We start from the raw sequence: 19,217 nt of genomic DNA, 5'->3' as shown, positions 1-19,217 counted from the left end.
TACGATTTGGTATCGTCGGCGCGCCGGACGGGCACGTCGACGGCGCAGCCGGCCAGGAGGACCGATGACGGAGACGGAAGCGACCACCGCGGAGCGCTACCGCCGCTTCGCCGCGATCGAGGCACGCGGCTACTCGCCGCTCTACGACGAGTGGTGCACTGGGATCGCCGACGACGACGACCTCCTCGCCCGTCTCGACACCCTGGCGCCCGAGCGACGCCAGCCGGTCCTCTTCCTCGGCGCTGCACGGTTCGTCGGGGTGCCCCTCGGCGACTACTCCGCCTTCCGCTCCTTCGTCCTCGCCCGGTGGGCTTCCATCCGGGACGTCGTGGAGACCAGGACCACCCAGACCAACGAGGCCGGACGATGCGCGGTCCTGCTCCCGCTCCTCGCCGCCATCAGCGCCGACGAGGGGCGGCCGCTCGCCCTCATCGAGGTCGGAGCCTCGGCCGGTCTCTGTCTCTACCCGGATCGGTACGCCTACGCCTACACCCCGGGCCCAACGGTCCGCCCGCGCACCGGATCACCCGTCCCGCCCCTTGAGTGCGCCGTGTCCGGGGACGTGCCCCTGCCCTCGCGCCTGCCCGAGGTGACCTGGCGGGCCGGGATCGACCTGAACCCGCTCGATGCGCGGAACGAGGACGACGTCCGGTGGCTCGAGGCGCTCGTCTGGCCGGAGCACGCGTTCCGGGCGGAGCGGCTCCGCACCGCCCTCGACGTGGTCCGGGCCGATCCGCCGCTGCTCGTCCGGGGTGACCTGAACGAGCACATCGAGCCTCTCGTCGAGCGCGCCCCGCGGGACGCCGTCGTCGTCGTGTTCCACAGCGCGGTGCTCCCCTACCTCGGCCGGACGGGTCGCGACCGCTTCGCCCGGACCATGCTGAGGCTCGCGGCGGACCGGACCCGCCCGCTGCACTGGCTGTCCCACGAGGGCCATCGCACGCTCACCGGCGTGCCCGGCGCCATGCAGCCGGCGCCCGGGGAGCAGGACGGGCTGTTCGTGCTGCAGCACAACGGCCGGTCGGTGGCCCGGACGGGTCCGCACGGACAGTCCATCGCCTGGCTGCAGGAAGTCCCGGATCGGTCCGGCTAGCTGCGGGTGCACTGTCCTGCGGAGACCGTGTCGTCGAGGCCTTCGGCGCTCTCGGCGATGGGCCGCAGTTCCTCGAGGGAGAGGGCGTAGCCGACGGGGGCGTCCGCCGTGGACTTCGCGAAGACGACGCCTGCCACCCGGCCCTGCAGGTCCAGCAGCGGACCGCCGGAGTTCCCCTGCTGGACGTTGGCGGCGAGGCTGTAGATCTGCAGGGGCCGGGGGTCGGCGCCGTAGATGTTGTTGACGAGCACGGGCGAGAGACCCTGCACGCTCGCCGGCTGGATGCGGTAGGGGCCGCCCGCGGGGTAGCCGGCGAAGGCCGCCGTCGAGCCGTTCGCCAGTTCCTCACCGAGGGACAGCGGCGGGGCCTGCAGGCCGTCGACGGCGATCACGGCGACGTCGCGCACGGTGTCGAGCTGCACCACCCGGCCCGGCAGCGCGCCACCGCCCGGCACCTCGACGACGGGCCGTTCGACGCCGGCCACGACGTGCGCGTTCGTGACGACGCGTCCGGGCGCGATGACGAAGCCCGAGCCGGTCTGGTTCTGTCCGCACTGGAAGGCGGTTCCGGTGATGCGGACCACCGATGCGCCCGCGGCGGCGAGCTCGGGCGTGTCCACCGACGCGTCGGGGACCTCGGCGGGGGCCGCGGGACCCACGCTCTCGAGGATGGTGGGGATGCCGTCGTCGACCGCGATGGTGCGCAGCTGGGCCATCCACGTGCGGACGTGTCCGGGTGTCGCCGTGTCGATGGTCCGGATGACCTGGGAGGAGGCGAGCTGCTGGGACAGGAGCGGGACGCCCAGGGTGCCGACGCTGAAGGCGAGCATCGACAGCACCAGTGCGGCGACGGCGACGTTCACCACCCCGCCGAGGAGCCGGTCGATGAGGCGCAGGGGCGGGAAGTCGGACCAGCGGCGGATGGACGCCCCGAGGGCGGAGCCGATGCCCTGGCCGACGACGATGAGCACGATGACGGTGCCGATGACCGCGATCAGGCGCCACGGGTTGTCGGGTACCCAGCCGCTGACCAGCGGGACGGCGAAGAAGGCCGCCACCGCTCCGGCGACGAAGCCGGCGATGCCGCCGAGCGTCACGAGGAACCCGTTGCGGAGCCCCGCGACCAGATAGCCGAGGAGGACCACCACGAGGATGATGTCGAGGAGGGTGAACTCCCCGAGACTGACTTCCGGCACGTACATTCTCCCCTGGCTATGGGTGCGGGACTGCGGCGCGGGTCCCGGCACTGCGAGCGAGTCTAGCGGCGAAGCTTGGGAGAAAGCGGGGAGAAGGCCCGCTTCCCGCCCGCAATACGGGCCGGAGGCGTGTAGCGGTCGTCACAGCCGCCCCGGTACGGCAAGATGGACAGGAGACGACGGCGGGGACCGCCGCGGAACGACGCACTACAGACGCATCAGGAGAATCAATGGACATCGAGGTACTGCGCCGGGCACCCCTCTTCGCATCACTGGGAGACGACGTCTTCGCCGCTCTCACGGACGAGCTCATCGAGGTCGATCTGCCCCGCGGGTCGTCGGTCTTCCGCGAGGGCGATCAGGGCGACCAGCTGTACTTCATCGTCTCCGGCAAGATCAAGCTCGGACGCACTGCCCAGGACGGCCGGGAGAACCTCCTCGCGATCCTCGGCCCCGGCGAGCTGTTCGGCGAGATGGCGCTCTTCGATCCGAGCCCCCGCACCGCGACCGCGACCGCCGTGTCCGAGACACGCCTGGCCGGCCTCAAGAACGAGAACCTGCGGGCACTGCTCGAGACGCGCCCCGAGGTCTCGGCCCAGTTGCTGCAGGCCCTGGCCCGACGCCTGCGCCGTACCAACGAATCGCTGGCCGACCTCGTGTTCTCCGACGTTCCGGGACGCGTCGCGAAGGCCCTGCTCGACCTCGCGGACCGGTTCGGCCGGCCCGCGACGGACGGCATCCTCGTGGCCCACGAACTGACGCAGGAGGAACTGGCGCAGCTCGTGGGGGCGTCCCGCGAGACGGTCAACAAGGCCCTGGCCGAGTTCGTCCAGCGCGGTTGGCTCCGGCTCGAGGCGCGCGCCGTCGTCATCCTCGACGTGCAGCGTCTCCGCCAGCGCAGCCGCTGACCGAGGGGCCTCTGCCGGCCCCGTCCCGCCCCGTCCCGGCCCTGAGCGGGCAGCTGTGGCGGGTCCCACGCGCGGACACCCACCACACGTGCACACCGAGCCCCCGGGGTTCTCGCGCCACGCGTGTGCCGTCCCTGAGTGTGCAGCTGTGGCGGGTCCCTCGCGCGGACACCCACCACACGTGCACACCGACCTCCGGGCCGGCTTCAGACGACCCGCCCCCTCCGCTGAGCGCACAGCTGTGGCGGGTCCCACGCGTTACGACCCACCACATGTGCGCACCGAGCCCCCGGGGTTCTCGCGCCACGCGTGTGCCGTCCCTGAGTGTGCAGCTGTGGCGGGTTCTCGGCGTTCCGACCCACCACACGTGCGCACCGAACTCCCGGATGCCGCTCACGCGAGGCGTCAGGATTGCCATCCGCGTCGCCTGAGGACGCGACCGACCTTGGCTGCGACCCACCAGGGACCTTCCCGCAGATCGAGACGGTTCAGCTTCACCTGCGCCCACCCCAGCTCGGCGGTCAGTGCGTCACGGTGCATGTCCCTCGTCTGCTGCTCCGGCGTCAGGTGATGGGCTCCGTCGTACTCGACAGCCACTCTGTACTGCTCGTTCGTCAGGTCCGGCCAGAGTGCCGCGACACCGTCCGGGGCCAGAATCGGGCTGTCGACCGCGAACACGGGGAGGCCCGCATCCTCGAGCATGAGGCGCATGAGGGTTTCGGGCGGCGAGTCGACGCCGACGCGCAGGCGATCAAGCGCGCGTTGTGCAAGAGCGAGCCCCCGCACCCGTCCATGACCTTCGACATACGTGCGCAACTCGTCGATCGGGACGAGTGGGTCGGTCCACGCGCCGAAGGACCGCCGATGCCTGCTTACGAGGTAATCACCGGCAACGACGAGGGGGACGGGACCCAGGAGCGCGGACAGGTCGAGCCAGGTCCGCGCCGGCGTCGTCACCCTCAGGCCGTCGATCTCGACGGTCTCGGCGTCCTCCAACGACAACCGCCGTCCGACCACTCCCCGGCGGCGCGGGTTGGCAGCACCACGCGGCCGAGCGAGATGCACGCGCCGGTCCTGCTCGAACACCGGAGGCAAAGGGATGCCGTGCAGCCGGGCCGCTGAGACGTGGCTCAGGCAGCCATCCGGGGTGACGAGCAGGTACGGCCGACAAAAGTCGGCATAGCCCTCGCTCGCAGCGCGAGGGTGCCGGATCCCCCGGCTGGGAGTCACCAGATCCGCACAACGCGTCCGACTGCGCGGCACCTCGGATGCCACCACGAGGGCGAAGGACACACCGCTGATCGACGGCGGCAACTCGGTTCGGCGGGTCATCGCCCCAGTCCACTACGGCCCCCGTGTCCTGGGCGATTGTCCACAGGGCATCGCGCCGAGTGGGCAGCTACGGTCGGTGCACGACACCCCCACCCACCACAACTGCCCGACGAACCGAGGCAAGGGGGAAGGGAAGCGCGACGAACCGAGGCGGAGGCCCGACGAGCGCGGTCAGCGCCCGCGCTGGACCGACCCACCCTCGGTGAGCTTGGGGCACTCGACCTGCAGCATGAGATCGCCGTCGTGCTCGGCGAGTTCCGGATGGTAGAGCTTCACCGGGCGCTTGTGGGAGAGGTAGGCGATGCAGCCGCGCGAGGAGCCGATCTTCTCGAGGATGATCTCCACGGCCGGCACGGCGAGCTCGCTGAGCGTGCGGCCCGCGGTGTTCTGCTGGCCCACCTCGTCACCGAGCCGTGTGGTGTCGCGGTCGGCCACCTCCTGGGCGGCCCACCGCCATTCGCCCCACACGCCCTTGCTCTCGAGGATGCTCGGCTCCTGGTTCACGGGCTGCGCGGCGGCGAAGTAGTGGGTGTCGAACCGGCGGTGCGCGAAGTCGGGTGTGAGCCAGTGCGAGAGCGGCTTGATGAGGTCCGTCCGGACGCCGAGGCCGCGCCGGCTGAGGATGTCCGAGAACCGGCACTCCCCCTCGTTGATCGCCTCGCGGGCCTTCATCCACTCCCGGGCCTGGGTGCCCTCGACCATCGATGAGGCGTCGGGCCCGGCGAGCAGGACGCCGGTCTCCTCGAAGAGCTCCCGGATGGCGCACAGCACGTGGCGCCTGGCCACGCGGTGGTCGTCGAGGCCCAGCGTCTTCGCCCACATCGTCGGCGTGGGGCCGTACCAGGGGATCTCGTCGTCGTCGGACTCCTCGATGCTGCCGCCCGGGAAGCCGATGATGCCCAGCGGGGACTGCCCGCGGCGGTAGGAGAGGTAGGTCTCCGTGCCGATCGCACTGTCGCGCAGCAGGACCACGGACGACGCCGCGCGCGCCTTGAGGGGCGTGCGCTCCCCGTGTTCGACCCAGCTCTGCGCTGCCGTGCGCTGGTCCGGGTGCACGGGGAAGAACCTGGTGCTGAGACGGTCCACGATCTAGACGAACTCCGCGATGATCTCGACCTCGACGGGCGAGTCGAGAGGCAGAACGGCCACGCCGACGGCGGAGCGGGCGTGCACACCGGCGTCGCCGAGGGCGTTGCCGAGAAGGTCCGACGCGCCGTTGATGACTCCCGGCTGACCGGTGAACGAGGGGTCCGAGGCGACGAAGCCCACGACCTTCACGATCCGCGTGATGCGGTCGAGGTCGCCGATCGCGCTCTTGAGCGCGGCCAGCGCATTCACGGCGCAGACCGCCGCGAGATTCGTGGCGGTCGCGGCATCGACACCCGCTCCGACCTTGCCCGAAGCTGGGAGTTTGCCGTCAATGAAGGGAAGCTGCCCCGAGGTGTAGACGTGATGCCCGCTCACGACGGCGGGAACGTAGGAGGCGACCGGCGGAGCGACGGCCGGCAGGGTGATCCCGAGATCGGCGAGACGCGCTTCGACCCCGGAGATCACGGAATTCTCTGCGGACACTGCTAGTTCTTCTCCCTCTTGAGATAGGCGACGAGGCCGTTGCCGTCGGGCCCGGGAACCACCTGCACGAGCTCCCATCCATCGTCACCCCACTGATCCAGGATCTGCTTCGTCGCGTGGATGATGAGCGGAATCGTGGAGTACTCCCATTTGGTCATGAAGAAAGCCTAGCGCGTGCTTGTAAACTGGAATAATGGCTGCGCGCAAATCACCCCTCTTCGACACGGCTACCACTCTCGGCAAGATCATTGCATTCCTCGGAATCAGTGGGCTCGCCGGCGTGCTCGCCGCAGGCCTCCTCGTACCGGTGGCCGCGGCTGCCGGGACAGGGGCATCCGCTTCGATCCAGTTCTTCGAGGAGCTGCCGGCCGAGCTGGAGCGGGAGGCGCTGGCCCAGCCCACGAAGATCCTCGCGGCCGACAACTCGCTCATCGCGACGCTGTACGAGGAGAACCGGCAGCCGGTCACGCTCGACCAGGTGTCGCCGTCCATGAAGGACGCCCTCATCGCGATCGAGGACTACCGCTTCTACCAGCACGGCGGCGTGGACCTCGAGGGCATCTTCGGTGCCATCGCCAGCAATCTCACGAGTGATACGACCCGCGGTGCCTCGACCCTCACCCAGCAGTTCGTCACCAACGTCCTGAACGACTCCGCCCGGCAGAACGGCGGCACGGTCACGCTGAGCGGCGGGAAGTCGGTGGGTGACAAGCTCCGCGAGATGAAGCTCGCCATCGCCGTCGAGAAGGAGCTGTCCAAGGACGAGATCCTCGAGGGGTACCTCAACATCGTGCAGTTCAGCGGCACGAGCTACGGGGTCCAGGCGGCCTCGAAGTACTTCTTCGACGTGGATGCGAAGGACCTCAACATCCAGCAGAGCGCACTGCTCGCGGGTGTCGTCAACGGCCCCACCGTCTACAGCCCGATCGAGAACCCCGAGGGTGCGCTCCAGCGCCGCAACCTCGTCATCGACGCCATGCTCACGCGCGGCAAGATCACGCAGGAGGAGCACGACGCGGCCATCGCGACGGACCTCGGCCTGAAGGTCACCCCGACCCTGAGCGGCTGTGTGGGCGCGGCCCAGGCGCCGTACTTCTGCGACTACGTGACGCACCTGATCCTGAACGACCCGGCCTACGGCGAGACCCAGGAGGACCGCCAGAAGGTGCTCTACCGCTCCGGGCTCACGATCAAGACGACGCTCGACGCCCGCGTGCAGGCCGCAGCCCAGACCGCGGTGACGGAGACCGCCAACCCGGACACGACCGACGGCAAGGTGGGGCACACGATGGTGAGCCTCGACCCCAAGACGGGCAACATCCTGTCGATGGCGCAGAACACCCGGTACAACCCTGAAGCAGGCGAGGGCAACACGGTCCTGAACTTCAACGTCGACCAGTTCGACGGCGGCGATCCCACCAAGAGCCTCGGCGGCGGCGGCGGCTTCCAGCCCGGCTCGACCTACAAGCCGTTCACGGTCGCCGCGTGGGTCGAGGACGGCAAGTCGCTGAACCAGTACCTCGACGGCAGCAAGAAGACCTACCGCCAGGGCGACGAGTGGGAGGCCAGCTGTGCACGGGGTGGCGAGTTCCTGGTCCAGGAGGAGGACGGCTACACGCCGCAGAACTATGGGGACACGAACTACTACTCCACGACGGTCCTGGAGGGCCTCGCGAAGTCCCTGAACACCATCACCATGGCCAGCGCGAAGCAGCTCGACCTGTGCCGCATCCGTGACATCGCCTACGACATGGGTGTCCACCAGGCCAAGAGCTCGGAGGGCGAGGAGGAGCGCTTCGCCTTCCAGCCCTCCGCCCTGATCGGTGGCGGCGGCGAGGCCGCTCCCATGTCGATGGCCAAGGCCTTCTCCGGCTTCGCCAACGAGGGTGTCGTCTGCGACCCCCGCGCGCTGACCGAGGTGACCGCCGTCGACGGCACCAGCTACCCGGTGCCCGCCGTGGACTGCGATCGGAAGATCTCCCAGGACGTGGCCCGCGGGGTCAACTACGCCACCGAGCGCGTGATGACCGAAGGATCGGGCCAGCTGCTCGAGTACGGTGACATCCCGATGGCGGGCAAGACCGGCACCAATGACGCCCGGTCGCAGACCTGGTTCATGGGCTACAACTCGGGGATGGTCACGGCGAGCTGGATCGGCAACTGGCAGGGCGAGGGCCCCGACAGTTCGCTGAGCGGGTTGCAGATCGGCGGGCAGGTCTACCCGGAGATCGACGGCTCGCTCATCGCCGGCCCTTCCTGGGCGCGGTTCATGCAGCAGATCCCGGGACTGTACGTCGGGGAGCCCTTCGTGGACCCGCCCGCCCGGATGATCAACGGCTCGCGGGGCTCCGCCCAGGACTCGGGTAACCGGGGAACTGGCACGGGCGGCTCCACCGGTGGTACGACTGGTGGAACGAACGGCGGCAACAACGACGACGGAGGAAACGACTAGCGTGACATCGACTCGGACATCCCGGAGCGGGGCACCGCTCGGCTGGGCAGCAGGGCTCACCCTGACCGCCGCGGCCGCAACCCTCGCCTACGCTTCGGCCGTCGAGCGCACGCTCTACCAGCTGAGGGAGGAGACGCTCCCCATCCTCCCGCCCGGCGCTGCTCCCCTGCGGGTCCTGCACCTCTCGGACATCCACATGGTGCCGGGGCAGAAGTCGAAGGCCGACTGGCTGCACAGCCTGGCGAGCCTGAAACCCGACCTCGTCGTCAACACGGGCGACAACCTCAGCCACCGGAAGGCCCTGGGCCCCCTCCTCGACGCGCTCGGACCGCTCCTGTCGGTGCCCGGCGTCTTCGTCCCGGGCTCCAACGACTACTACGCGCCGATGTTCAAGAATCCGCTGCGCTACTTCGCGGGTCCGTCGATCGCGCCCAAGGAGTCGACGCCCCAGGATCTGCCGTGGGCGGAGATGTTCAGCGCGTTCGGCGCGGCCGGATGGGTTGACCTGACGAACCGGTCCCAGTCGATCGGTTTCCGGAACATGCGCATCGACTTCACCGGCGTGGACGATCCGCATCTGAACCGGGACCGGTTCGCGCCCTACCCGCCCGGGAGCAGCACGTCGGCCGAGGCGCCGCACATCCGGGTCGCCGTCGCGCACGCGCCCTACCAGCGCGTCCTCGACTACTTCACGGCAGGTGGTGCGGAGCTCATCCTGGCCGGGCACACGCACGGCGGCCAGGTCTGCGTCCCGGGCTATGGCGCCCTTCTCAGCAACTGCGACCTCCCGACCTGGCGCGCCCGGGGGCTCACCCAGTGGGAGTCGGACGGCCGCTCCGTCCCCCTCAACGTCTCGGCGGGCATCGGGACCTCCCGCTTCGCACCGATCCGGTTCGCGTGCCGCCCCGAAGCAGTACTGCTGACGCTCACGCCCCGGAGCCGCACCTAGCCTGCACCCGCCTGCTTCTTCGGGCCGGGCCCTGTGGCCGGCATTACAGACCTCGTGGCCTAGGATCGTTGCTGAGGGACACCAACAACCGTCGATCACCGAAGAGTTGGCATGAAGAAGCAGAACACCCTGTGGGAGTCGCTCGGCCGCCTCTACCCGCACGTCAGACCCATCGTTCCCCGGCTGGTCCTCGGGCTGCTCTGCGCGCTCGGCGCCAGCCTCATGGCCCTCGCGATCCCCCAGGTGCTGCGCGTCCTCATCAACGACACCCTCGCAGAGGGCGGATCGGCACGCACCGTCTGGATCGCGTCCGGCGTCGTCCTGCTCCTCGGTGTCCTCGAGGCGACCTTCGTGGCGCTGCGGCGCCAGTTCGTCATCACCCCGGCGACGACGGTCGAGACCGCCATGCGCACGTCCTTCTACCGCCACCTGCAGAACCTCACCGTCGAGTTCCACGACCGATGGGGCAGCGGCCAGCTCCTCTCCCGCGCGATGAGCGACCTCAACCTGATGCGGCGGTGGATGGCCTTCGGCCTCATCATGCTGGTGGTCACCTCGCTGACCGTGGTGATCGGCGTCGTCATCATGTTCTTCATGAGCTGGGTCCTGGCCCTGATCTTCCTCGCGGCCGCCGTGCCGCTGATGGTCTACGGCTACCGCTTCCGCACCTCCTACAGCCGGGTGTCCCGCAAGAGCCAGGACCAGGCCGGCGACCTCGCCACCACGGTCGAGGAGTCCGTCCACGGCATCCGGGTCCTGAAGGCGTTCGGCCGCAGCCGTGAGGCCCTCGAGGGCTTCGAGGAGCAGGCCGAGGAGCTCCGCCAGACCGAGATCCACAAGGCGAAGTCCCTCGCGACCTTCTCCATGGTCGTCACCCTGCTGCCCGAGCTCGCCCTCGGCGCATCGCTGATCGTCGGCGTGATGCTGGCCGCGAGCGGCGACGTGAGCATCGGCGCGCTGGTCGCCTTCTTCGCGACCGCCGCCGCCGTGGCCGGACCCGTGGAGTTCATCGGCCCGCTGCTCGCCATGACCTTCACGGCGAAGACGGCGATCGACCGGCACTACGAGGTCATGGAGTCGGAGAACACCATCACCGACCCGGCCACGCCCGTCCACCTCGCGGCGCCCCGCGGGGACGTCGTGTTCGACGCCGTCCACTTCCGCTACCCCGACGCGCAGGAGGGCACCGGGGACGTGATCGACGGCGTCGACCTGGCCCTGCGCGCCGGGGAGACCATGGCGCTGGTCGGGGTGACGGGGTGCGGCAAGAGCACGCTCCTGCAGCTCGTCCCCCGCCTGCACGACGTCACGGCCGGCAGCATCACGATCGACGGCGTGGACATCCGGGGCCTCGCACTCGGCGAGCTGCGGACCCTCGTCGCCGTGGCCTTCGAGGACACCACGCTGTTCTCGAACTCCGTCCGCGACAACGTCCTCATGGGATGCGACGCCACGGGCGCGGAGGCGGAGCGCGTCCTCGCCGAGGCGCTCGAGGTCGCGCAGGCCCGGTTCGCCTACGACCTGCCCGAGGGCCTCGACACCCTCATCGGCGAGGAGGGACTCAGCCTGTCCGGCGGCCAGCGCCAGCGCCTCGCCCTGGCCCGTGCGATCGCCGCACGGCCGACCGTCCTGGTCCTCGACGACCCCCTGTCCGCGCTCGACGTCGCCACCGAGGAGCGCGTCGAGGTGGGGCTCCGCGCCATGCTCCGCACCACCACGACGCTCATCGTCGCCCACCGCCCGTCCACCGTGGCCCTCGCGGACCGGGTGGCGCTGATGCAGGACGGGCGGATCGCCGACGTCGGCACCCACTCGGAGCTGCTCGCCCGCAACGACCACTACCGGTACGTCATCGCCAGCCTCGACGACGAGGAGACCGCCCAGCCCGGGCTGATCGGCGGGTCCGTGCACGACGACGAGGAGGCGCTGGCATGAACCGCACCACGGCTGCGCCCGGCGGGGCGCCGAAGGACAGGGACGGGCAGGGCTCCACCTCCGCCGGTGTCCTGAACGAGGACGACGTCCTCCTCGACCGGGCACAGAGCAAGTCCGTCCGGTCGCGGTCCTTCCGCCTCCTCGGCTCGCTGGTCCGGCCCAACCGCCGGCAGTTCCTCTGGACCGTGCTGCTGGTCGTGATCTCGCAGGCGGCCCGGGTGGCCGGACCGGCGATCATCGCGTTCGGCATCGACCGCGCCCTGCCCGCCCTCCTGGCGGGGGATCCGCGCCTGCTGTGGTTCGCCGGCGGCACCTACCTCCTTGCGGCCGTCCTCGCCGCGGTCCTGACGGCGGGCTACGTACGGGCGACGGCGCAGCTCAGCCAGGCCATGCTGCTGGACCTGCGGGTCCGGGTCTTCCGGCACACGCAGCGCCTCAGTCTCGAGTTCCACGAGAAGTACACCTCCGGCCGCATCATCTCCCGGCAGACCTCGGACCTCGAGGCGCTCCGGGAGCTGCTGGACTCGGGTGTCAGCTCGCTGGCCTCCGGCGCCGTCTTCATGCTGTTCACCGCCGCCACCATCTTCGCCCTCGACTGGCCGACCGGCCTGCTGATCCTGGCCGCGGCGATCCCCATGTTCCTGCTCGCCCGCTGGTACCAGAAGCACTCGCAGATCGCCTACCGGGAGTCCCGCGTGGTGTCGGCGAGACTCATCGTCCACTTCATCGAGACGATGACCGGCATCCGCGCCGTCAAGGCGTTCCGCCGCGAGAAGGTCAACGCCGATCGCTACGACGAACTGGCGGAGGACTACCGCAGGGTCACGGTCCGCTCGATCAACCTCAACGGCGTCTTCCAGCCGGGGCTCGTGCTGATCGGCAACGTGACCGTCGCCGTCGTCCTCGTCGTCGGCGGCTTCCGGGTGCTCGACGGAACACTCGAGGTCGGGGCGCTGCTCGCGCTGCTGCTCTACAGCAAGCGGTTCTTCCAGCCCGTGGACCAGATGGCCATGTTCTACAACTCCTTTCAGTCCGCCGCCGCGGCGCTGGAGAAGGTCTCCGGCCTGCTCGAGGAGGTCCCGACCGTACGCCCGCCGAAGCACCCGGTCTCCCTCCCCGACCCCCGCGGCGCCGTCGAGTTCCGCGACGTCGAGTTCCGCTACGGCACCGGGCCCGTGGTGCTACCGCGCCTGGACCTGACCATCCACGCCGGGCAGACGGTCGCCCTCGTGGGCCAGACGGGTGCCGGCAAGTCCACGCTGGCCAAGCTCATCGCGCGGTTCTACGACGTGTCCGAGGGCCGCCTCACGCTCGACGACGTCGACCTCCGCGATCTCGCGCCGGCCGACCTCCGACGCGCCGTCGTCATGGTGACGCAGGAGGCCTTCCTCTTCAGCGGCTCCGTGGCGGACAACATCGCCCTCGGCAAGCCCGAGGCGAGCCGCGAGGAGATCGTCGCCGCCGCCCGCGCCGTGGGCGCGGAGGAGTTCATCCTGGAGCTGCCCGAAGGCTTCGACACGGACGTCAACAAGCGCGGCGGCCGTGTCTCGGCGGGGCAGCGCCAGCTCATCAGCTTCGCGCGGGCCTTCCTCGCAGATCCGGCGGTCCTGATTCTCGACGAGGCGACGTCGTCCCTGGACATCCCGAGCGAGCGTCTGGTGCAGGAGGGACTGCAGAAGCTCCTCGGGAACCGGACGGCGCTGATCATCGCGCACCGGCTCTCCACGGTGGCCATCGCCGACCGCGTGCTCGTGGTCCACGACGGCCGGGTCGTGGAGGACGGGACCCCCGCCGACCTGATCGGCGGCACGGGACGCTTCGCCACGCTGCATGCGGCGTGGAAGGACTCGCTGGTCTGACGCCGGGCCGAGTGCCGCCGGTTTTCCTCGCCGCGGATCCTCCGCTATCCTTGGACAGTTGCTGTTCGGGAGTCCGCCCGCCGGGAGCGACATCGGGGTGTGGCGCAGCTTGGTAGCGCGCGTCGTTCGGGACGACGAGGTCGCAGGTTCAAATCCTGTCACCCCGACCACCAGAAGCAAGAGGCCCGCCGGCAGCAGCCGGCGGGCCTCTCGCGTTCCCGATCAGGACCAGTCGGGGTCAGCCAGAAGCCCCATGGGCGACGGCGGCCTGGACGGTCGCCGCGTGCAGGGCGATGTCCGCGTCGTGGCCGGGCCGGGCCGGCGCGAGGTCGAAGACGACCTGGCGCACGTCACCCGTGAAGGCGTAGGGGGCGCGGTCCTCGTAGTCGAGGTCGACGACGCCCCCGTTGTCGCGTCCGATGTCCATGCCGGCGTAGGTGGTGAAGATCAGGGAGATGCTGCGGGGCAGCACTCCCTCGCCGATCGTCCGGTCGTTCGCCAGCAGCGTGACGCGGCCACCGGTGCCGGGGGTGGACTCGTCGGCCTCGAACAGCATCGTGAGCGTGACGTCGCCCGTGGGGATCGGTTCGGTGGAGGTCTGCCGGTAGGTGTCGACCCCGAGGAACTGGTAGGTGTGGTTGAGCAGGCCGTTCTCGTCGACCCAGAGCGCGAAGCCTCCGATGAAGTCGGCGAAGGCGACGAGCACGCCCTCGGCGCCGGCCTCCGGCACGTGGACGTGCGCCTCGATGGCGTAGGACCGGCCGTAGATGCGGGGGATCATCGTCGTCTGGATGTTCTGCACATCACCGGCGAAGGTGAACCGCGTCTGGGTCGGCAGGGGCGGGAGGATCCCGAAGAACGCCGCGAACCCGCCGAGCAGCGGGAGGACGTGGTTCCGCTCCGCCTCGGCCCAGAAGAGGTCGACGAGCTCGGCGACCCTGCCCGGGTTGTCGGCCGCGAGGTCGTGGGCCTGGGAGAAGTCGTCGGGCAGGTAGTAGAGCTCCCAGACGTCGTCGGCGGGGTCCCACGTCCCGCCGGAACCGAACCGCGCCAGCGTTGCGGGAGAGAAGTCCCAAGGCAGCTTGTCGAGTTTCGCGCAGGCCCACCAGCCGTCCTTGTAGATGGCGCGGCTGCCGTACATCTCGAAGTACTGCACGAGGTGCTCCTCGGGCGCGGCCGGGGCGTCGAAGGTGTACGCGAAACTGGTGCCGTCCATCGGCTCCTGGTCGACGCCGTCCACGACGGTGGGCTCCGGGAGTCCTACGACCTCCAGCACCGTGGGCACGACGTCGATGCAGTGGGTGAACTGCGTCCGCAGCGTACTGTCGGCGGCGATCCTGCGCGGCCAGGAGATGACCATCGGATCACGGGTGCCGCCCAGGTGGGAGGCCATCTGCTTACCCCACCGGAACGGGGTGTTGTTCGCGTGCGCCCATGCCGCGGCGAAGTGCGGCGCGGTGTGGAAGCCGCCGAGCTCGCCGATGCCGCCGTACCTGTCGATGAGCGCGAGCTGCTCCTCCGGATCGAGGACGACCCCGTTGAAGAAGGTGGTCTCGTTGAACGACCCGGTGAGGGTGCCTTCCATGGACGCGCCGTTGTCGCCCCAGATGTAGATGACGAGCGTGTCGTCGAGTTCGCCCATCGCCTCGACCTCGTCCAGCAGGCGGCCGACGTTCCAGTCGGCGTTCTCCGAGAAGCCGGCGAACACCTCCATCTGGCGTGCGTAGAGCCGGCGATCGGCTTCCGGGAGGGAGTCCCACGCGGGGAACGCGTCGGGGCGCGGGGCGAGGTCGGTGTCGGCGGGGACGATGCCGAGCTTCTTCTGCCGCTCGAGGGTCCGTTCGCGGTAGGCGTCCCAGCCGTCGTCGAACTCTCCCCTGTACTTGTCCGCCCACTCCTGGGCCACGTGGTGCGGCGCATGCGTGGCGCCGGTCGAGTAGTAGACGAACCACGGCTTCTCGGCGTCCTGCGCGCGGACGGCATGCAGCCACTCGACGGCCTTGTCGGTGATGTCGTCGGGGAAGTAGTACAGCGCGCCGTCCTCCCCCTCGGGGACGCCCAGGGTGGAATTGTCCTGCGTGATGATCGGGTCGTACTGCCCGGCGGCCCCGGTCAGGAACCCCCACCAGTGGTCGAAACCCCAGCCCGTGGGCCAGTGGTCGAAGGACCCCGCCGCCCCCATGTCGCGGCCGGGCGTCATGTGCCACTTGCCGAACCCGCCGGTGACGTAGCCGTTCTCCCGCAGGATGCGCGGGAGTGCGGTGCAGGCCTGCGGCCGGACCCCGGTGTACCCGGGGAACGGGCCGGGGAACTCGGCGATGCCTCCCATGCCCACGCGGTGATGGTTTCGACCGGTGAGCAGGGCGGCGCGGGTGGGCGAGCAGACCGCCGTGACGTGGAACCGGTTGTACGTCACGCCCTGCTGCTGGACACGGGTGAGGTTAGGGGTGCGGATCCCGCCGCCGAACGTGTCCGGCGCGCCGAAGCCGGCGTCGTCGATGAGGACGATGAGCACGTTCGGCGCGTCCTCCGGCGGCTTGGCGCCGGCCACGATGGTCCAGTCCCCGACGGACTCGTCGATGGTGCGGCCGGCCACCCCGCTGAAGGGCTTGTCCGGCAGCGGGAGCACCGAGCGGTCGGGCGAGAACTTGCCCATGGCCTCGGCCAGCCTGGCCTTGAGCTCGTCGATGCCCTTCTCGTCGCTCTCGACGACGGACTTCAGCGGGGCGCCGGGAAGGGCGCGCTCGACGGCCAGCCGATCCTCGGCGGGAAACACCCCGATGGTGACGGCCGTGCCGGCCTTCAGTGCGGCGCCGACCTGTTCCTGCACGGCGCGGGTCAGCTTGTGGCCCGCGAAGTGACCCACGACGGCGCCCGCGGCCGCGCCCACCGTGACCGCTCCGAGCATCGGCGGGGCGAACATCCCGACGAGCACGCCCGCGCCGCCACCCCAGCCGGCTCCGCGGCGGCCGAGGTGGTTCCCGGTGTCCATGAGCCGGGGTTCGCCGTCGGCGTCCTTGCCGACGAGGATCATGCCCTGGCTTCTCAGCTCCCCGGCCTCGACCCGGGTGGTGAGGGCCCTGAACTCCCTCTCGGCGACATCGACGTCCGGGTAGCCCGCGACGATCAGCATCTGGGTGTCACTCATGCGATTCTCCGATCCTTGCGGCGAGGACGTTCCCTGCGGGGTCGTCCCTCATGCGCTCCTGGGGGTGGCCCGGCCCGTAGCCGATCCGCCAATGCTCGCCGCCGGCGGTACACCCGGGCATCGCCTGCACGGGGTGAGACCCCCTCCCCGGGGCGTCAGGGCATCGCCGCGCCATGGCAGGAGCCCCAGGGTCGTCCGGCGCCGCAGGTGCACGGTTCGTGGGCCGTGCGCCGGGCATCCCGGGCGGCATACCAGGCGCGGAGTCCGGTGGCGTCCCTGCCGTCCCGGAGCAGTCCCGCCATGACGCGCATGGGCTCGTCGACATGGCGGAAGAAGAGCTGGTAGCCCTCGCACAGGTAGTGCAGCCCGGGCTCGCCGTCGGGCGTGGTGATGAAGCGGTCCTTGGGGCACCCCCCGTTGCAGGCGAACCGGACGTCGCAGGAGCGGCAGTAGGCGGGCAGCGTGTCGAGCTTGGCCTGGCCGAACGCACGCTGCTGCGGCAGGTTCACCAGCTCGAGCATGGTCCGCCCCTCGGCGATGTTGCCGAGGAGGAACCCGGGCTCGACGTAGTGGTCGCAGGAGTAGAGGTCACCGTTGTGCTCGAGCGCGACCGCGTCCCCGCAGGTCCGGGCCTGCACACACGAGCCGACCTGGTCCATGCCCAGCCAGTGCGCGAGGGCGGTGTCGAACATGGTGACGAAGACGTCGCCGACGTCGTGCCGGGCCCACTCCTCGAAGACCTCGACGAGGAACTGGCCGTACTCCTGCGCCCCGACCGTGCGGTGGGTGACCAGGTGGCCCTCCTGGCGGTACAGGGGGCGGTCCCCGGCCCGGCGGCCCCAGCCGGACTCCGCGAGCGGCAGCAGTTCGGCGGTCACCCGTTCCACGATCGGGATGAGCTGGACGTACGCGGCCCCGAGCTCGTCGCGGAGGAACCGGTAGACCTCCAGCCCGTGCGGGCCGTTGGCCGAGTTCACGGTGGTCAGGGCGTTCCAGTCGACGCCGTGCCGCTTGAGCGCGTCGATCCCGCGGACGACGCGGTCGAAGGTGGGCTTGCCGCCCTTGTCCACCCGGTAGGCGTCGTGCATCTCGCGCGGCCCGTCGATGGAGACCCCGACGAGGAAGTCGTGCTGCCTGAAGAACGCGCACCAGGCGTCGTCGAGCAGGGTGGCGTTCGTCTGGATCGTGTTGAGGATGCGCTGGCCGGGTGCCGCGTACTGGCGCTCGAGCTCGAGGGTCCGGCGGAAGAAGTCGAGACCCATGAGGGTCGGTTCCCCGCCCTGGAAGGCCACGACGACCTCGTCGGCGCCGCGGTGGGCGGCGAGGAGCTGGGAGATGTACGCCTCGTGGACGTCCGGCGGCATGCGGAAGCTGCTGCCCGGGTACAGCTCGTCCTTGGACAGGAAGAAGCAGTACTCGCAATCCAGGTTGCAGATCGCCCCGGTCGGCTTGGACATGACGTGGAAGGCCCGCGGCGCGGTCAGGGATGGAGTCCTCGACGAGCCGTCACGGGCCCCCGTGGTCACCGCCACGCGAGCCTACCTGTGCTCCGGTCCATGAGCCCTCCCTCTCCCGTGTCCGGGCGGGGCCCTCCCCCACCGGTCCCGCGTCCTGCCGCACTGCGTCCCCACTGTGCCGCGGGGCCCATTCCCCGGCATCACCTCTGACGGATGAGGCGCCTACCCGGGCGCCCCCGAACGGCAGCCCGGATAGGAGTGTCGGACCGGCGGTCAGCGCGCCGGGACCGTCACCACCTCGTACCCGCCGGGATCGACGACGCCGAATTTCGCATTGACCAGCGCGAGCGTGTTGCCGAACAGCGCCACCGTTGTCGGCACATCGAACAGCGGGCTCGTGATAATGTCCTCGACCTCGCCTCGCGTCAGGTCCCTCGACAGATCGATCCGGCTGACCTGGTTGATCCTGTTCTGGACGGCGTACACGGTGTCTCCCTTGGCGAGGATGCCGTCCACGTTGGGGAGCGCACCTGTGGCGATGACCGCGCTGACGCCCGTGTCCGGGTCGACGGTGTAGATGGCCTGGTTCGCCGAATGCGCCACGATCAGCGTCCTGCCGCGGTCCACCGACGTGATGCCGTTGAGGTTGAAGCCGGGTGTCACCGCTGCTGCCGGTCCGGACAGGACGATGGTCTCGGGTTCGCCGAGTGCCCCGTCATGGCCCACGGGGACGAAGTACAGCGCCGCACTCCGCGAATCGGTGAAGTAGGCGCCGTCCCTCGTGAGTGTGACGTCGTTGATGAACGCATCGCCCGTGGCGAGTTGGAAGTCCGCCACCGCCTGCCCCGTGTCGGTGTCGTAGACGTACGCCTGGCCCGTCGGTCCCCCGGAGACGAACAGGAGGCCGTTCCGCACATCGGCCTTGAGGCCGACGGCCGCCCTGCCGTCGGGTGCGTCGATGAACAGTTCCGCGGTCCCCCTCCGGAGGTCGCCGCGGAAGATGTCACCGCGTCCGAGGTCTCCCGCATAGAACGTGGATCCCTTGCCCTTGGCGATGCCTTCGGCGGAGGAGGCACCGGGCAGCGGGATGGTGGTGTCCTGCTGCCGGTGGGATGACACCGACGCCGGAAGGGACGACGTCGGCGGTGCTGCCACGGCGCCCGCCGCCGGCAGCAGGAAGGCTGTCGCAGCGAGGGCGACGGCTGCTCGGGTCGCGTGTCGGGTGGCTGTCGAGCGGCGCGGGGTGTGCTGGGTGCTGTTCACGGTGCTCCTCGAAGATTCGACGCCGGTCGCGACCTCGACGATCCGCACGGCGC

The 19,217-nt window shown here is 70.1% G+C and carries 14 protein-coding genes and 1 tRNA gene; 7 read left to right on the top strand and 8 right to left on the bottom strand.

Annotated elements, in window-relative coordinates; genetic code table 11:
- Window positions 1-64: 64 nt before the first annotated feature.
- Entirely contained in the window at window positions 65-1,093 is a 1,029-nt protein-coding gene (locus ACSGDB_RS12140; RefSeq protein ID WP_434995019.1) for a DUF2332 domain-containing protein, read from the top strand.
- Here ACSGDB_RS12140 and ACSGDB_RS12135 read toward each other — a convergent pair.
- On the bottom strand, window positions 1,090-2,289 hold the full coding sequence (locus ACSGDB_RS12135; protein ID WP_434995018.1) for a MarP family serine protease: 1,200 nt from the start codon (window positions 2,287-2,289) through the stop codon (window positions 1,090-1,092). The genes ACSGDB_RS12140 and ACSGDB_RS12135 overlap by 4 nt on opposite strands.
- Before the next feature lie 230 nt (window positions 2,290-2,519).
- Between ACSGDB_RS12135 and ACSGDB_RS12130 the strand changes: the two genes are divergently transcribed.
- On the top strand, window positions 2,520-3,197 hold the full coding sequence (locus ACSGDB_RS12130) for a Crp/Fnr family transcriptional regulator (RefSeq protein WP_434995017.1): 678 nt from the start codon (window positions 2,520-2,522) through the stop codon (window positions 3,195-3,197).
- A 405-nt stretch (window positions 3,198-3,602) separates the two neighbouring features.
- On the opposite strand, the gene ACSGDB_RS12125 is transcribed toward ACSGDB_RS12130, so the two are convergent.
- From ACSGDB_RS12125 to ACSGDB_RS12110, 4 genes are all read right to left on the bottom strand, one after another.
- Window positions 3,603-4,529 (bottom strand): hypothetical protein, encoded by a 927-nt coding sequence (locus ACSGDB_RS12125; protein WP_434995016.1) that lies wholly within the window; start codon window positions 4,527-4,529, stop codon window positions 3,603-3,605.
- Between the two features lie 171 nt (window positions 4,530-4,700).
- A complete protein-coding gene (locus tag ACSGDB_RS12120; RefSeq protein ID WP_434995014.1) occupies window positions 4,701-5,615 on the bottom strand; it encodes an NUDIX hydrolase in 915 nt (304 codons plus the stop codon).
- A 3-nt stretch (window positions 5,616-5,618) separates the two neighbouring features.
- Window positions 5,619-6,101: a RidA family protein gene (locus tag ACSGDB_RS12115; protein ID WP_434995012.1), complete on the bottom strand. Its 483-nt coding sequence runs from the start codon at window positions 6,099-6,101 to the stop codon at window positions 5,619-5,621.
- A gap of 2 nt (window positions 6,102-6,103) precedes the next feature.
- Window positions 6,104-6,259 carry a DUF4177 domain-containing protein gene (locus tag ACSGDB_RS12110; protein ID WP_148599555.1) on the bottom strand — a complete coding sequence of 52 codons (156 nt, stop codon included), beginning with the start codon at window positions 6,257-6,259 and terminating at the stop codon, window positions 6,104-6,106.
- 35 nt (window positions 6,260-6,294) lie between these two features.
- Here ACSGDB_RS12110 and ACSGDB_RS12105 point away from each other — a divergent pair, with 35 nt between their 5' ends.
- The 5 genes from ACSGDB_RS12105 (at window position 6,295) to ACSGDB_RS12085 (ending at window position 13,466) form a co-directional block, all read left to right on the top strand.
- The gene (locus ACSGDB_RS12105; protein ID WP_434995011.1) at window positions 6,295-8,553 is read left to right on the top strand and encodes a transglycosylase domain-containing protein; all 2,259 of its coding nucleotides are present in this window, start codon (window positions 6,295-6,297) and stop codon (window positions 8,551-8,553) included.
- A 1-nt stretch (window position 8,554) separates the two neighbouring features.
- Entirely contained in the window at window positions 8,555-9,502 is a 948-nt protein-coding gene (locus ACSGDB_RS12100; RefSeq protein WP_434995010.1) for a metallophosphoesterase, read from the top strand.
- 111 nt (window positions 9,503-9,613) lie between these two features.
- Window positions 9,614-11,437: an ABC transporter ATP-binding protein gene (locus ACSGDB_RS12095; protein ID WP_434995008.1), complete on the top strand. Its 1,824-nt coding sequence runs from the start codon at window positions 9,614-9,616 to the stop codon at window positions 11,435-11,437.
- Window positions 11,434-13,296: an ABC transporter ATP-binding protein gene (locus ACSGDB_RS12090; protein ID WP_434995006.1), complete on the top strand. Its 1,863-nt coding sequence runs from the start codon at window positions 11,434-11,436 to the stop codon at window positions 13,294-13,296. The genes ACSGDB_RS12095 and ACSGDB_RS12090 overlap by 4 nt, the downstream gene beginning before the upstream one ends.
- 93 nt (window positions 13,297-13,389) lie before the next feature.
- Window positions 13,390-13,466 (top strand) — tRNA-Pro (locus ACSGDB_RS12085).
- A 68-nt stretch (window positions 13,467-13,534) separates the two neighbouring features.
- Here ACSGDB_RS12085 and ACSGDB_RS12080 read toward each other — a convergent pair.
- The 3 genes from ACSGDB_RS12080 to ACSGDB_RS12070 all read right to left on the bottom strand — a co-directional run bounded on the left by ACSGDB_RS12080 (window position 13,535) and on the right by ACSGDB_RS12070 (window position 19,164).
- The gene (locus tag ACSGDB_RS12080) at window positions 13,535-16,444 is read right to left on the bottom strand and encodes an arylsulfatase (RefSeq protein WP_434995005.1); all 2,910 of its coding nucleotides are present in this window, start codon (window positions 16,442-16,444) and stop codon (window positions 13,535-13,537) included.
- 155 nt (window positions 16,445-16,599) lie between these two features.
- Window positions 16,600-17,976, bottom strand: a complete 1,377-nt coding sequence (locus ACSGDB_RS12075) for an anaerobic sulfatase maturase (RefSeq protein WP_434995004.1) — start codon at window positions 17,974-17,976, stop codon at window positions 16,600-16,602.
- A 198-nt stretch (window positions 17,977-18,174) separates the two neighbouring features.
- Window positions 18,175-19,164 (bottom strand): hypothetical protein, encoded by a 990-nt coding sequence (locus tag ACSGDB_RS12070; protein WP_434995002.1) that lies wholly within the window; start codon window positions 19,162-19,164, stop codon window positions 18,175-18,177.
- Window positions 19,165-19,217 lie beyond the last annotated feature (53 nt).

The sequence above is a fragment of the Arthrobacter sp. Ld5 genome (assembly GCF_051172775.1).
Lineage (GTDB): Bacteria > Actinomycetota > Actinomycetes > Actinomycetales > Micrococcaceae > Arthrobacter_D.
This window is presented reverse-complemented; position numbering and strand designations above follow the sequence as displayed.

Bases quoted from the DNA above. Each gene is read 5' to 3' on its own strand.
- ACSGDB_RS12140 (WP_434995019.1), top strand. From the start codon at position 65: ATGACGGAGACGGAAGCGACCACCGCGGAGCGCTACCGCCGCTTCGCC.
- ACSGDB_RS12130 (WP_434995017.1), top strand. From the start codon at position 2,520: ATGGACATCGAGGTACTGCGCCGGGCACCCCTCTTCGCATCACTGGGA.
- ACSGDB_RS12125 (WP_434995016.1), bottom strand. From the start codon at position 4,529: ATGACCCGCCGAACCGAGTTGCCGCCGTCGATCAGCGGTGTGTCCTTC.
- ACSGDB_RS12110 (WP_148599555.1), bottom strand. From the start codon at position 6,259: ATGACCAAATGGGAGTACTCCACGATTCCGCTCATCATCCACGCGACG.
- ACSGDB_RS12105 (WP_434995011.1), top strand. From the start codon at position 6,295: ATGGCTGCGCGCAAATCACCCCTCTTCGACACGGCTACCACTCTCGGC.
- ACSGDB_RS12095 (WP_434995008.1), top strand. From the start codon at position 9,614: ATGAAGAAGCAGAACACCCTGTGGGAGTCGCTCGGCCGCCTCTACCCG.
- ACSGDB_RS12090 (WP_434995006.1), top strand. From the start codon at position 11,434: ATGAACCGCACCACGGCTGCGCCCGGCGGGGCGCCGAAGGACAGGGAC.
- ACSGDB_RS12080 (WP_434995005.1), bottom strand. From the start codon at position 16,444: ATGAGTGACACCCAGATGCTGATCGTCGCGGGCTACCCGGACGTCGAT.